At 63.6% G+C, this 12,974-nt stretch carries 14 protein-coding genes and 1 pseudogene; 14 read left to right on the forward strand and 1 reads right to left on the reverse strand.

The genetic code is table 11. The features are described 5' to 3' along the window. Positions 1-3: 3 nt before the first annotated feature. The 4 genes from BLW48_RS28335 to BLW48_RS28350 all read left to right on the forward strand — a co-directional run bounded on the left by BLW48_RS28335 (position 4) and on the right by BLW48_RS28350 (position 3,105). Positions 4-396, forward strand: coding sequence for a hypothetical protein (locus tag BLW48_RS28335; protein WP_143047798.1), 393 nt, complete (start codon positions 4-6; stop codon positions 394-396). 10 nt (positions 397-406) lie between these two features. After that, positions 407-1,402 carry a Bug family tripartite tricarboxylate transporter substrate binding protein gene (locus tag BLW48_RS28340; protein ID WP_093178779.1) on the forward strand — a complete coding sequence of 332 codons (996 nt, stop codon included), beginning with the start codon at positions 407-409 and terminating at the stop codon, positions 1,400-1,402. Further along, positions 1,399-1,800: a carboxymuconolactone decarboxylase family protein gene (locus BLW48_RS28345; RefSeq protein ID WP_093178781.1), complete on the forward strand. Its 402-nt coding sequence runs from the start codon at positions 1,399-1,401 to the stop codon at positions 1,798-1,800. The genes BLW48_RS28340 and BLW48_RS28345 overlap by 4 nt, the downstream gene beginning before the upstream one ends. Before the next feature lie 165 nt (positions 1,801-1,965). Beyond that, the gene (locus tag BLW48_RS28350) at positions 1,966-3,105 is read left to right on the forward strand and encodes an alcohol dehydrogenase catalytic domain-containing protein (protein ID WP_256330960.1); all 1,140 of its coding nucleotides are present in this window, start codon (positions 1,966-1,968) and stop codon (positions 3,103-3,105) included. 110 nt (positions 3,106-3,215) lie between these two features. Here the strand turns inward: BLW48_RS28350 and BLW48_RS28355 are convergent, their stop codons facing one another. After that, positions 3,216-4,187: a LysR family transcriptional regulator gene (locus BLW48_RS28355; RefSeq protein ID WP_093178782.1), complete on the reverse strand. Its 972-nt coding sequence runs from the start codon at positions 4,185-4,187 to the stop codon at positions 3,216-3,218. 107 nt (positions 4,188-4,294) lie between these two features. Here BLW48_RS28355 and BLW48_RS28360 point away from each other — a divergent pair, with 107 nt between their 5' ends. The 10 genes and pseudogenes from BLW48_RS28360 to BLW48_RS35495 all read left to right on the forward strand — a co-directional run bounded on the left by BLW48_RS28360 (position 4,295) and on the right by BLW48_RS35495 (position 12,074). Continuing rightward, a complete protein-coding gene (locus tag BLW48_RS28360) occupies positions 4,295-4,726 on the forward strand; it encodes a cyclophilin-like fold protein (RefSeq protein ID WP_093178784.1) in 432 nt (143 codons plus the stop codon). Positions 4,727-4,903: 177 nt separating this feature from the next. Beyond that, positions 4,904-5,035 carry a hypothetical protein gene (locus BLW48_RS35900; RefSeq protein ID WP_256330979.1) on the forward strand — a complete coding sequence of 44 codons (132 nt, stop codon included), beginning with the start codon at positions 4,904-4,906 and terminating at the stop codon, positions 5,033-5,035. 80 nt (positions 5,036-5,115) lie between these two features. Further along, positions 5,116-5,369: pseudogene (locus BLW48_RS36095) on the forward strand (formylglycine-generating enzyme family protein); the annotation flags it as partial. Positions 5,370-5,392: 23 nt separating this feature from the next. Beyond that, positions 5,393-5,890, forward strand: coding sequence for an SUMF1/EgtB/PvdO family nonheme iron enzyme (locus BLW48_RS35910; protein ID WP_371127573.1), 498 nt, complete (start codon positions 5,393-5,395; stop codon positions 5,888-5,890). 156 nt (positions 5,891-6,046) lie between these two features. Further along, positions 6,047-6,682, forward strand: coding sequence for an aldehyde dehydrogenase iron-sulfur subunit PaoA (gene paoA / locus BLW48_RS28375; protein ID WP_093178787.1), 636 nt, complete (start codon positions 6,047-6,049; stop codon positions 6,680-6,682). Next, positions 6,679-7,629: an FAD binding domain-containing protein gene (locus BLW48_RS28380; RefSeq protein ID WP_093178788.1), complete on the forward strand. Its 951-nt coding sequence runs from the start codon at positions 6,679-6,681 to the stop codon at positions 7,627-7,629. Before paoA ends, BLW48_RS28380 begins: the two co-directional genes overlap by 4 nt. Before the next feature lie 3 nt (positions 7,630-7,632). Continuing rightward, positions 7,633-9,831 carry an aldehyde oxidoreductase molybdenum-binding subunit PaoC gene (paoC, locus tag BLW48_RS28385; protein ID WP_093178790.1) on the forward strand — a complete coding sequence of 733 codons (2,199 nt, stop codon included), beginning with the start codon at positions 7,633-7,635 and terminating at the stop codon, positions 9,829-9,831. Positions 9,832-9,890: 59 nt separating this feature from the next. Next, positions 9,891-10,952 carry an NAD(P)-dependent alcohol dehydrogenase gene (locus BLW48_RS28390; protein WP_177142442.1) on the forward strand — a complete coding sequence of 354 codons (1,062 nt, stop codon included), beginning with the start codon at positions 9,891-9,893 and terminating at the stop codon, positions 10,950-10,952. Positions 10,953-10,963: 11 nt separating this feature from the next. Then, positions 10,964-11,449, forward strand: coding sequence for a (R)-mandelonitrile lyase (locus tag BLW48_RS28395; RefSeq protein WP_371127574.1), 486 nt, complete (start codon positions 10,964-10,966; stop codon positions 11,447-11,449). A gap of 487 nt (positions 11,450-11,936) precedes the next feature. Further along, the gene (locus BLW48_RS35495) at positions 11,937-12,074 is read left to right on the forward strand and encodes a hypothetical protein (RefSeq protein WP_177142436.1); all 138 of its coding nucleotides are present in this window, start codon (positions 11,937-11,939) and stop codon (positions 12,072-12,074) included. Positions 12,075-12,974: the final 900 nt, after the last annotated feature.

Raw genomic sequence — 12,974 nt, forward strand, 5'->3', positions numbered from 1 at the left:
CTCGTGCGCAATAGACGCGAGCGAATGCAGTGCCCGGCCTTCGTGGCCGAGGCCCGGAGCTCTCTGCTGGTGTTGCCATCGGTCCTGGCCAAGGACGCTCAAGAACTGCTGGCGCCGGATGTGTCCATCATCGCCGAGTCGGGCGTATCGGGCGTATCGGGCGTGTCGGGCTGTGGCGTGTTGTCCTGGTTTGGTCTCTACCAGCCGCGCAGCCCGCCGCCGCAATTGACGCAGCACATCGACGAAGAGGTTGTCCAACTCCTGGGCTCGCCGGAGATGGCGGTGCGCTCGCGACGTGGCGCTTCGAGCCCATGCATGCCACACCTGCGCCAGGGTAGCGGCCGATACGGCGCGGATGGGCCGCGTGGCCAGGGACATCAACTGAAAGTGGACTGAAAGGACTGCCATGATCCGTATGCACATGATCCGCCGTTGGGCCTATGCCACGGTGCTGCCTGCCGGCCTCGCCCTGTTGACCGCGTCGTGGTGCGGTGCCCAGGCGAGATGGCCGATGGAAAAACCGATGACGCTGATCGTGCCCTGGCCGGCCGGATCAAGCTTCGACATCGTCGGCCGCGTGGTCGGGGAGGGCATCCAGCGCAAGTACGGCAACACCGTGGTGGTGGAGAACCGCACGGGCGCGTCTGGAAACATCGGCCAGGCAACGGTTGCACGCGCCAAGCCCGATGGTTACACGTTCATCGTGACGACGCCTGGGCCGGCGGCCAACAACGTGCTGACCTTCAAGTCACTGCCCTACGACCCGCTCACCGATTTCAGCTACATCGGCTTGACCAACCGCGACCCATCCGTGCTGGTGGTCCGCAGCAGCTTGAAGGTGGACAGCTTCAAAGATTTCGTTGTCTATGCGAAAGCCCATCCGGGCCAGGTGCGCATGGGCAGTCCGGGGAGCGGCACCTACTCGCACATGACCCAGCTCGCACTGCAGGATCTGGCCGGTGTGGAGTTCAACATCGTGCCGTACAGGGGGCCGCCGCAGGTGCTGCAGGACCTGTTGGGCGGGCACCTGGATGCGGGCATGGCGCTGATCGGCAACTTCATGGTGCAGATTCGAGCGGGCCAGCTCAAGGTGCTGGCCGTGTTTGGCGACAAGCGCGATCCGTCGCTGCCGAATGTGCCCACACTGATCGAGCAGGGCTATCAATTCTCGTCTCAGCCGTGGACCGGCATCCAAGGCCCCAAGGGCTTGCCTCGGGAGATCGTTGTCGAGATGAACAAGACCGTGAACGAGATCCTGCGCGAGCCGGCCGTCGTTGCCAAGCTGGCGGCACTGGGCATGACGGCCGCGACGTCGACGCCTGAGGAATTCGAAAAGCTCGTGCGCGCCGAGGTCGACAAGTGGCGCCCCATCGTCGTCAAACACAAGGTGTCCGCAGAATGAACAAGCCATACAGCCCGCTGCGCGTCAAGGGCCGTGCCATGCGCAGGAAGCTCGTAGGAGACGCCTATGCCGACAAGCTTGACCAGGATCTCTACGCCGATCCCATCATGGAGAAGTTCGCAGAGCTCACGCAGGAGATGCTGTTCGGCACACTATGGGCGCGGCCAGGCCTGGACCTGAAGACCCGCACACTGGTGACACTGATTTCCGATGCTGCTACGGGCCGCACGACGGAGCTGAAGGTGCATCTGCGCTTCGCGCGAAACCACGGCTGGAGCGAGGACGAACTGGTCGAAGCCTTGCTGCACCTGCTGGGCTATGTCGGCGCACCGCTGGTTCGCGAGGCGGTCATCGCGGCGAAGGAGACCTTTGCCGAGATGCGGGCCGAAGCGTCGTGATTCTGCGTTTGCCTCGCCCCGTTCATGAAACCCGCACGCGGGTTCCCAAAAATCGCCTTGGACGCCTCTTGGCACCGATCGCTAGACTTTTCCCGCACCCTCTACCGTCGCAATTGACGGCCGGATCGGGGATCCAGCCAACCTTCCCGTCTCAGGAGACACAGCATGTTGAAGATGACCGCAGCCGTCATGTACGAACAGGGCCTGCCCGCGCCCTACATCCAGAGCCGACCATTCCGGATCGAGGAGGTCGAACTTGACGGGCCTGGCGATGGCGAGGTGCTGGTCGAAGTGCGCGGCGCGGGCATCTGCCATTCCGACCTGTCGGTAGTTGAAGGCCTGCGCAAGCGGCCACTGCCCATCGTCGGCGGGCATGAGGGCGCTGGCATCGTGCGCGAGGTCGGTCGCGGAGTGAAGGGCCTGGCACCCGGCGACCATGTGGCCATGGCTGGCGTGGCTGGCTGTGGCCAGTGCCGCACCTGCCTGGCAGGCAGGCCTGGTCTGTGCCAGGCGGTCAGCGGCGCGCGATCGGAGGGCATTTTGGCCACCGGCTCGCGCCGGCTTCGCCTGGCTGATGGTGGCCGGCTCAACCACTACAGCGGTATCTCGGTCTATGCGCAATATGCGGTCGTGGCGCCGCAATCGCTGGTCAAGATCAACAAGGAGGTGCCATTGGACGTCGCTGCGCTGTTCGGCTGCGCAGTGGTGACCGGGGCCGGCGCGGTGTTCAACAGCGCCCAGGTGAAGCCCGGGGCCCGTGTGGCCATCATCGGTCTGGGCGGCGTCGGCCTCACGGCCGTCATGGCGGCGCGAGAGGCCGGCGCGTCGCAGATCATCGGCATCGATGTACTGCCCGGCAAGTTCGACCTCGCACGTGCGGTGGGCGCAACCGATTGCGTGGATGCGCGCGACCCTGACGCGGTGCAGAAGGTGCTCGATCTGACGGACGGCGGCGTGGATCATGCGTTCGAGATCTCGGGCAACCTGAACGCTCTGGACATGGCACAGGCCATCGGGGTGCGCGGCGGCGAGGTGATCGGCGTGGGCGTAGGCAAGAGTTCCGCCGCCTTCTCCATCCCTCATCTGGCCTGGGTCTGCGAGGAACGGGTGCTGCGTGGCTCGTTCATGGGCGGCGGCGTCCCGCAGGAAGACATTCCCAGGTACGTCGACATGTATCTGGGCGGGCGGCTGCCGGTGGACAAGCTGCGCAGCGAACACATCGGCTTCGAGCGGCTGAATGAAGGCTTCGACCTGCTGCAGGGTGGCGGCGTCGTGCGCCAGATCCTGTTGCCGCACGGGCTTTGAAGCCCCGGCCTTTGTGGGATTCGATGACCTGATCGCACTCCGGGGTGGCCACGTCGCGGTGGGCCCTTGGGCAGCCAAAGGCCGGGAGCATTGCGGAGATGACTTGCCGGTCAGGGACTCGCCATCTTTCTGCCGTTGGCTTCTGCGGTCGCCAGTTCCTTGGGCGTCAAGACGAAGGAAGGATTGTCGGCCAGCAGTTCGACGGTCACATCGATGAAGGCGCGTACGCGTGCTGGTTGAGCGGAGCGGCTGCCGTAGTACACAAAGACGCTGGATTTGTCGGCCACGTGCTTGACGAGCAACGGTACCAGGCGCCCTGCCCGGATGTGCGAAGCGGCGGCCACACTGGTCAGTAGCCCGATCACATGCCCGGCCAGTACCGCTTCTGTCTCCAGCGCTTCGTCGTTGACAGTCATCGCCGGGACGACGTGATGCTCGCTCATCGAGCCGTCGCTGGTTTTTACGAACCAGGGCAGTACGCGTCCCGTGCCCGAATTCCGGAAGGCGCTGCAGCGATGCTTGGTCAGGGCGTCGAGGCTGTCCGGAGCTCCATGGCGGCTGAGGTAGTCAGGTGAAGCGCAAATGATGAGCTGCAGAGAAAACAGCCTGCGCGCAATGACACCGTCGGCGGGAGATGCTCCTACACGAAAGCCGACATCGACCCGATCTTCCACCCAGTTCCCAATGCGGTCGTCCAGTTGTACATCGGGCTGAACCTCCGGGTAGCGTCGACAAAATTGGTCGAGAAGGGGCCAGAGCACTGGTGAAAAAACAGAGTTCGGCCCCACGATGCGCAACGGCCCTTCAATGCCCTCCTTGGCTTCACGGGCCATCTGAAGCGCCCGTTGCAGCCCGAGCAACGGGGGCTGTGCAGCTTCGAGAAACTGTCGCCCCTCGTCGGTGAGCGACATGCTGCGCGTGGTCCGGTGGAACAGCCGCACATCCAGGTGTTTCTCCAACTGGGCGAGTGCCTGACTGGCTGCTTGCGGCGTCATCCCTTGCGAAGCCGCCGCCTGCCTCAGGCTGCCTAGTTCTGCGGTCTTCACAAAGGTGGCAATGGAACGTAGTTCGTTGATGGGCATTGAAGCTTTTCCTTCGGCCGATTATCAACCTCGACTTTGCAGTGCTTCAAGTCCGCATGGACTAGTGCATTGCGAAAGGGCGCCCTAAAGTTGGCGAACGCTCGACCATGAAGATCAATTTCAAAATTCACGACAAGGTGATCCCAGCTGTTTTGATCGACAGCGAAACCACGCGCGAGTTCGTCTCGCTGCTTCCGTTGACGATCACCATGTTCGATTTCCTCAAGAGGGAGAAATTCGGCGCTCTGCCCAAGGCCCTTTCGTGCGATGAAGGGATTCGAACCCGGAGTTTCGAGACGGGTGACATCGTCTATTGGGCGCCTGCGGCGGACATCGCGATCTTCCATGACGATGCGCGTCAGGATGTCACGGGCGGCGTGCATGTGCTCGGCAAAATCGGTGCTGGTGCTGGTGCTGGTGCTGGTGCTGGTGCTTTCGCGACGCCCGGCCCCGTGCAAGTGACCGTGGAACTTGCACTGCAGGATTGCAGCGAATCTGGCATGTCCCGTGCCGGACTGCTCAACACGGGGAGGCGCTGAAGCCGTATTGCTCGCCTTGCTTACAGAGGTACCACTGTCGGGGCGGTCTTGATGGGCGCCGTGCAGGTCGTACAAGCACAGCCCGCTTCATTGGCAAGCTCGGCTTGGTCGAGGGCGATCCAGACGAATTCGATCGACATGGTGGAGTTCGTGCGCATCCCTGCTGGCAGCTTCCTGATGGGCTCGAGGGATGGCGCTCCCGAGGCGCACAGCAGCGAAAAGCCCGTGCATCGCGTGACCATCACCAAGCCCTTCTACATGGCCACATGGGCCGTTTCGAAGTTACGCAGGTGCAATAGGTCTTCGTGATGGGCAGCAACCCGTACACGCAGCCGCGCTCCAACCCCTATTGCGACCTTCCCGGCATGGCGGCGCGAATCACGAAGCCAATGCACCCAGCCACCGTCTCATGGAACGATGCACTGGAATACGTCCAACGCCTCAACGAGAAGGAAGGCGGCGCCCGCTATCGTTTGCCGACCGAGGCGGAATGGGAATATGCCGCCCGGGCGGGACCGTGACCGCCTACCCGTTTGAGGACCAAGCCAGCCAATTGGGTCGCTACGCGTGGCACGGTGAGAGCTTTGACACAGGCGGCACGCATCCCGTCGGGCAGAAGCCCGCCAATCCTTGGGGTCTTCACGACATTCACGGCAACGTCTGGGAGTGGGTGCAGGATCGGTACGATCCTCGCTACTACGCCAGCAACCCGGCCGTCGATCCACACAAGGCCCGGCCTCCGGAAGCGAACGCGTGGTGCGCGGCGGCAGTTGGCACGGCACCGGCGACGGATGGCGCTCGGCCTCCCGGCGCTCCTATGAACCGCGGTACCGCGGCATCAGCATCGGACTGCGGCTGGTTCGTGAAGTCGAGTGGGCGTTTTATACGGGCGGCAGCCGACGGCCTGCATCGCATCTGATCACGTTCAGTCTTGCAGTCAAGGGCGATCGGAACCTCAGGGGAGATCCGGACAGATCACCGTTGTCGAATCTGCTGGGCCAACACACGCTCGCGCGCATTGAGCATTTCGGCACCTGCTTCTGCTTCTTTCTGGCTGCCTGCGTCGTGCGCAACTTGCCCGTCAGTTCCGACTCCGGAAGCTCCGAGTTCTTGGAGGACTCGGTGGCCAACAAGGTGATTCGAAAGCTCTGGGATCTGAGTTGAAGTCAAAGAACATCGGCCGTGCTAAGGACCAGCAAGCACAGCTTGTCAGTCTTTCAAGGAGGTATGGACTATTCGAAGCAAGAGTACGAACCTAAAGTCGCGAGAGGGTCGGCAGCTCCAGTCGACCGGCCACATGATGAAGGAGCGGCGTACATCATGGCATTCCCTGACAAGATCACGATCTCCCGCCGCGGCCTGCTGCAGGCCGGCGCGGCTTCTGCGGCGGTGCCGGCACTGGTCACGGCGCCCGCGGCTCAGGCAGTTGGCTCCAGTGCTACGACGTCCATGCCTGTGACACTGAGCGTCAACGGCAAGACACACCGCCTCACGCTGGACACCCGCACGACCTTGCTCGATGCGTTGCGAGAGCATCTGCACCTCAGCGGCACCAAGAAGGGCTGCGACCACGGTCAGTGCGGCGCATGCACCGTGATGCTCGATGGCCGACGGATCAACTCCTGCCTCACGCTCGCCGTGATGCACGAAGGCGCGAAGGTGATCACGATCGAAGGCCTCGGCACACCCGGCAATCTGCATCCGATGCAGGCGGCCTTCGTCAAGCATGACGGGTACCAGTGCGGCTACTGCACGCCGGGACAGATCTGTTCGGCCGTGGGCATGCTGGGCGAGATCGCCCAGGACATCCCGAGTCACGTCAGCGCCGATCTGACGGCGAAGCCGCGGCTCACGACCGTCGAGTTTCGCGAACGCATGAGCGGCAACATCTGTCGCTGCGGTGCCTACAGCAACATCGTCGAGGCGATCTCCGAAGTGGCGGAGGTGAAAGCATGAGAGCCTTTACCTATGAGCGAGCCACGTCGCCCGCTCAGGCTGTCGCGGCGGCTGCACGCACATCAGGCGCAAGATTTATTGCCGGCGGCACCAATCTGCTCGACCTGATGAAGCTGGAGATCGAAACGCCCGGCCACCTGATCGACGTCAACGGCCTGGGCTTCGACAAGGTCGAGAGCATGCCCGACGGCGGCCTGCGCATCGGCGCGCTGGTGCGCAACACCGACCTCGCCGCGAACCAGCGCGTGCGGCGCGACTATGGCGTGCTGTCGCGCGCCTTGCTTGCGGGCGCATCGGCGCAGTTGCGCAACAAGGCGACCACCGCGGGCAACCTGCTGCAGAGAACGCGCTGCCCGTACTTCTACGACACCAACCAGGCATGCAACAAACGTCAGCCCGGAAGCGGCTGTTCGGCGATCGATGGGTTCAGCCGGCAGCATGCGGTGATCGGCGCGAGCGACGCGTGCATTGCGACCCAGCCGAGCGACATGGCCGTCGCGATGCGCGTGCTCGATGCGGGTGTGGAGGCGATGCGCGCCGACGGCTCGCGCCGCACGATCCCGATTGCCGACTTCCACAAACTGCCCGGCGCCACGCCGCATGTAGAGACTGCGCTCGCCCCCGGGGAACTGATCACCGCGGTCCAGCTGCCGGCGCCTGTGGGCGGCAGGCACATTTATCACAAGGTTCGCGATCGCGCCTCTTATGCGTTCGCGCTGGTGTCGGTCGCTGCGATCGTGCAGCGCGACGGCACTGGGCGCATCGCACTCGGCGGCGTGGCGCACAGACCGTGGCGCGTCGAAGCGGCAGAGCGCGAGTTGCCCCGCGGTGCAGCGGCCGCCACTGCCGTGCTGCTTGCCGACGCCAAACCGACCGAACAGAACGCCTTCAAGGTGACGCTGGTCGAACGCACCCTTGATGCGGTGCTGACAGATGCGAGGAGCTGAGCGATGAAATTCGACACACCCGCCACCACGAACCCGATCGACCAGCTCAAGGTGATTGGCCAGCCGCTGGACCGCATCGACGGCAAGCTCAAGACCACGGGCACGGCGCCCTACGCCTACGAGCGCCATGACGTCGCGCCTGACGCGGCGTACGGCTACATCGTCGGCTCGGCCATCGCCAAGGGTCGCATCGCATCCATCGACCAGAGCCAGGCCAAGGCAGCGCCCGGCGTGATCACCATCGTCACCGCCGAGAACGCCGGCAAGCTGGGCAAGGGCACCTGGAATATCGCCAGATTGCTGGGGGGGCCAAACGTCGATCACTACCATCAGGCGATCGCGATGGTCATCGCCGAGACTTTCGAGCAGGCGCGCGCCGCCGCGCAGTTGCTGCGCGTCGAGTACGCCCGTGCGGAAGGCGACTTCGATCTCGTCAGCGCGAAGGCATCGACGGACAAGCGCACCACCGACAACAACAGGACCGTCGGCGATTTCGCCGACGCGTTCGGCAAGGCCGAGGTGAAGCTCGACGAGACTTACACAACGCCCGACCACTCGCACGCCATGATGGAGCCGATGGCCACGACTGCCGCATGGCGCGCAGACAAGCTTACGGTCTGGACGTCGAATCAGATGATCGACTGGAGCCGGTCCGACCTGGCAACGACGCTGGGCATTGCCAAGGACGACATCCGCCTCGTCTCGCCGTTCATCGGTGGCGGCTTCGGCGGGAAGCTTTTTCTGCGTGCCGATATCGTGCTGGCCGCCGTCGGCGCCCGCATGGTGCGGCGTCCCGTGAAGGTGGCGCTGCAGCGGCCGCTGGTGGCCAACAACACCACCCACCGGCCGGCGACCATCCAGCGCATCCGCATCGGCGCCACGCGGCAGGGGAAGATCGTGGCCATCGGACACGAGAGCTGGTCCGGCAATCTGGTCGGCGGCAAGCCGGAAAACGCGGTGCAGCAGACCCAACTGCTCTATGCCGGGGAGAACCGCTTGACGGGCACCCGGCTGGCGTCGCTCGATCTCCCCGAAGGCAATGCGATGCGCGCACCGGGCGAGGCGCCGGGCCTGATGGCGCTCGAGATCGCCATCGACGAACTGGCCGAGAAGCTCGGCATGGACCCGGTGGAGCTTCGCGTGCTCAACGACACGCAAGTGGATCCCGCGAATCCGAACCGCCGCTTCTCCCAGCGCCGCCTCGTCGAATGCCTGCGCACGGGTGCGCAGCGTTTCGAATGGGCGCAGCGCAGCGCGAAACCCGCGCAACGGCGCGAGGGCCGCTGGTGGATCGGCACGGGCCTGGCGTCCGCCTTCCGCAACAACCAGGTCATGAAATCGGGCGCCCGCGTGCGGCTCGATGGGCGCGGCGTGGTGAGCGTGGAAACCGACATGACCGACATTGGCACGGGCAGCTACACCATCATCGCCCAGACCGCGGCGGAGATGATGGGCGTGCCCATCGACAAGGTGGTCGTGCGGCTCGGTGACTCGTCCTTTCCGGTGTCCGCAGGCTCCGGTGGACAGTGGGGTGCGAACAGCTCGACTGCGGGCGTGTACGCTGCCTGCATGAAGCTGCGCGAGGCCGTGGCGCAGCGCGCGGGGCTCGATACGGCCACTGCGACCTTCGCGGAAGGTATGGTGCGCGCCGGCGGACGCAACCTGTCGCTCGCCTCGGTGGCAGGTGAGGGCGGCATCCTCGTCGAGGACGCCATCGAGTTCGGTGACCTCGCCAAGCAATATCAGCAGTCCACCTTCGGCGCACATTTCGTCGAGGTGGCCGTGGATGCGTACACCGCCGAGGTGCGCGTGCGGCGCATGCTGGCCGTGTGTGCGGCGGGGCGCATTCTCAACCCGAAGTCGGCACGCAATCAGGTCATCGGCGGCATGACGATGGGCGTCGGCGCGGCGCTGATGGAAGAGCTTGCGGTGGACAAGCGCCTGGGCTTTTTCGTCAACCATGACCTGGCCGGCTACGAAGTGCCGGTGCATGCTGACATCCCGCACCAGGAGGTAGTCTTCCTGGAAGAGACCGATCCCATGTCCTCGCCGATGAAGGCCAAGGGCGTCGGCGAACTCGGCATCTGCGGCGTCGGCGCGGCGGTGGCGAATGCGATCTACAACGCGACGGGCGTGCGCGTGCGCGACTACCCGGTCACGCTCGACAAGCTGCTGGGACATATGCCGTCCCTCAATGTCTGAATTCCCAGCCAGCCCTTTCTCGAATCAATGCCAAGCAAGAAGGAAAGCCGATCATGGCGATGAAGCTTCGCGGCTATGCCGCGCATTCCCCGGAGTCCCCTCTGCGTCTCTTTCAGTTCGATCGGCGCGAGCCACGTGCCACGGACGTGGTGATCGATATTCTGTATTGCGGCGTATGCCATTCGGATATCCATAACGCCCGCAACGACTGGGGCGGCGCCAACTACCCGATGGTGCCGGGCCATGAGATCGTCGGCCGCGTCACGCAGGTCGGCGCCGAGGTGACCCGCTTCAGGGTTGGCGATGCCGTCGGAGTCGGCTGCATGGTCGATTCCTGCCAGCACTGCAAGGCCTGCGCGCGCGGACTCGAGCAGTACTGCGAAAACGGCAATACGCTGACGTACAACGACGTCGATCCCCGCGATGGCATGCCGACTTTTGGTGGCTACTCGGAGCGTATCGTGGTTTCGGAGAAGTTCGTCGTGAAGGTGCCTGACGGCCTCGATCTCGCCGGTGCGGCGCCTTTGCTGTGCGCTGGCATCACGACCTGGTCGCCGCTGCGCCATTGGAAAGTTGGCCCCGACAGCAAGGTCGCCGTCGTCGGTCTGGGTGGCCTTGGACACATGGCGTTGAAGCTGGCAAAGGCGATGGGTGCGGAGGTCACGCTGTTCACGCGATCGGCAGGCAAGGAAGACGATGCGCGCCGTCTCGGCGCTGACCACATTGTGTTGTCGACCGATGCTGTACAGATGGCCGCTGCACAAAACACGTTCGACCTGATTGTCGATACCGTGCCCTATGTGCATGACGTCAATCCTTACCTGAGCACGCTGGCCGTCAGCGGGACGCTGGTGCTCGTGGGCTATCTGGGCCCGCTGGAGCCGGTGCTCAACAGCGCACCGATGGTGATGAATCGAAAGGCGGTCGCCGGCTCGTTGATCGGTGGCCTGCCCGAGACGCAGGAGATGCTGGACTTCTGCGGCCAGCACGGCATCACCTCGGACATCGAAGTGATTCGAATGGAGCAAATCAACGCATCCTTCGAGCGAATGCTCAAGAGCGATGTGAAGTATCGCTTTGTCATCGACATGTCGTCGCTGCGGGCGCCCGAGAACCGATAGAAGGAACGATCTTGAAATCTCTCGCCATGACCGCGATTTCTCTCTCGATGGCCGCTTCAGCGTTTGCGCAGAGCGACAAAAGTCTGCAGATCTCCCGCAACGGGTCCCAAGCGTCTGCCAAGGGTCCCGTTGAGTATTTCACGGGAACCGTCAGGGTCGACCCGCTGTTTCCTAGGCCTAATGGAACGACCCATGCAACCGGCTCGTACGTAACCTTTGAGCCCGGCGCACGAACGGCCTGGCATACCCACCCAGTCGGCCAGACCCTGGTCGTGACGGCGGGTGTGGGTCGCGTTCAGCGCTGGGGTGATCCGGTGCAGGAGATCCGGCCCGGTGACGTGGTCTGGATCCCGGCCGGTCAGAAGCATTGGCACGGTGCAGCCCCGACAACGGCCATGACACACATGGCCATCACGGAGTTGTTAGACGGCAAAGCCGTTGACTGGCTGGAGAAGGTCAGCGATGCGCAGTACCTGCCAGAGCCAGTCCGACCGTGAGTAGTTGAGATGGGGGCTCGAGTCTCCTCCCTCGTCAATGCGGGCGCAGGTGTGCCTCACCAACCGAACTTTTCTTGTGCTCGGGGGCGGCTCGCTGCCCGCAACGCTGCTGCACAACGCTCCGATCACTGGTCGCACAATCCGCCTTGACCCTTGGCGTCTGGATTGCGGCATGTGCAAATGTTGCCATCTGCCTTGCCTGCGGGGCCACCGCGAGGCGCCGGCAGTCAGGCGCGTGAACTGGCCGATGTGCACGGCGTACGTGCCTTCGAAGGCCTTCGTCACGCATGTGGCGGGCCCGGAAATTACTCATTGGCAACGTGTTTCGCGCAGGTGGGCGGAACACCGATCGCGGGCACCGGAGGGACGGCATGAGCGCGGAAGAAAGAAAATCCTCATCGAGGCCTCGGCCGAATCGACCGCCTTCCAGCGCTAGGCCTCGCGCGGCGTCGCCGACAGCGCGCTTGATGCGCTGAAGAGGGCGGGCATGATCGTTTCTGAACTGCCCTCTGACGAAATGACGAAGCGTCGCGAAGAAGTGGAGCCTGTTGTCGATAAGTACTCAGCCTCGGTGGGGGCCACCGTCGAGGAGCTTATGGCGGAGATCGAGAAGACGCAAAGATAGGTGGCGATGCAGATCGGAAGATCGATTGCCGGCAGCGACACATGGGCTGTGAGGGAGCAAACGCACCATGCCTGTCCGATGGGATCGGATTCGCAGTGATCTCCTCGAGCCACATTCCCTCGGTCGCCACATCTGTTCGAACGTCTCGATGAACCGCGCCGCGCCGGTCTTCTCGCCAGTCACAAGCATGTCGCCGCTGATGCGGACGAGCCGTGATATTCCGAGAATCATCAAGCGTTGGGAGTGTCGGTGTTCTGTACGCTTCGTGGGAGTGGACACATTGATGTCCGAAGCCTGCGCAATGCCGCCGTCCGAGCCGATGTATGGGCGATGTAGGCGTGCTCCAGTTCCAATTCGGCCAAGTCCGTTTGAGCTCTCCGCGGTGCATCCATTTCATGACGCAATAAGCCAAGAAGATGCACAACTCCGCAATTGCTATGGGACGTTGCCAAAGATGGACAGGAAGTCAAGCTCCGTGTCAGCGGCCAGTGGATGCTCAATAGCAGTTCGCCCATCGCTGCAGGGCGGCCGATCCGCGTACTCGACGACTGGTGTGAATCTATCCGGGACATCCCTTCTGCTATCCGAGTCGGCGGCAATGCCCGCGCGCATTGACTGTTGTCATCGCGGCGCTACGTCGAGGGTAATCGCAGGCAACGAGTTCCGTGTCTTCGATCCTGTGACAAGTCCCGCTCTTTCTTTAGCTGAGCACCTGCTCACCCAGGGGCTTGGGATGGAGTTCGCGCAGCCATTGTGGCGCGATCGAATCCAACCCTGGAGACAGCTCGGTGCGCGCTCCGTCATCAAGTTCGTGTTCCTGCGCGAAAAAGCGGCATGCACCGTTCGATCGAGAGGTTTGATTCATAAGTCCAGCTCACAAGTGCATGCGGACCGGTGGGC

The sequence above is a fragment of the Variovorax sp. YR266 genome (genome assembly GCF_900107295.1).
Taxonomy (GTDB): Bacteria; Pseudomonadota; Gammaproteobacteria; order Burkholderiales; family Burkholderiaceae_C; genus Variovorax.

Excerpts from the sequence above, each read along its gene's own strand:
- BLW48_RS28340 (WP_093178779.1), top strand. The coding sequence starts at position 407 with ATGATCCGTATGCACATGATCCGCCGTTGGGCCTATGCCACGGTGCTG.
- BLW48_RS28345 (WP_093178781.1), top strand. The coding sequence starts at position 1,399 with ATGAACAAGCCATACAGCCCGCTGCGCGTCAAGGGCCGTGCCATGCGC.
- BLW48_RS28350 (WP_256330960.1), top strand. The coding sequence starts at position 1,966 with ATGTTGAAGATGACCGCAGCCGTCATGTACGAACAGGGCCTGCCCGCG.
- BLW48_RS28355 (WP_093178782.1), bottom strand. The coding sequence starts at position 4,187 with ATGCCCATCAACGAACTACGTTCCATTGCCACCTTTGTGAAGACCGCA.
- BLW48_RS28360 (WP_093178784.1), top strand. The coding sequence starts at position 4,295 with ATGAAGATCAATTTCAAAATTCACGACAAGGTGATCCCAGCTGTTTTG.
- BLW48_RS35900 (WP_256330979.1), top strand. The coding sequence starts at position 4,904 with ATGGGCTCGAGGGATGGCGCTCCCGAGGCGCACAGCAGCGAAAAGCCC.
- paoA (WP_093178787.1), top strand. The coding sequence starts at position 6,047 with ATGGCATTCCCTGACAAGATCACGATCTCCCGCCGCGGCCTGCTGCAG.
- BLW48_RS28380 (WP_093178788.1), top strand. The coding sequence starts at position 6,679 with ATGAGAGCCTTTACCTATGAGCGAGCCACGTCGCCCGCTCAGGCTGTC.
- paoC (WP_093178790.1), top strand. The coding sequence starts at position 7,633 with ATGAAATTCGACACACCCGCCACCACGAACCCGATCGACCAGCTCAAG.
- BLW48_RS28390 (WP_177142442.1), top strand. The coding sequence starts at position 9,891 with ATGAAGCTTCGCGGCTATGCCGCGCATTCCCCGGAGTCCCCTCTGCGT.
- BLW48_RS35495 (WP_177142436.1), top strand. The coding sequence starts at position 11,937 with ATGATCGTTTCTGAACTGCCCTCTGACGAAATGACGAAGCGTCGCGAA.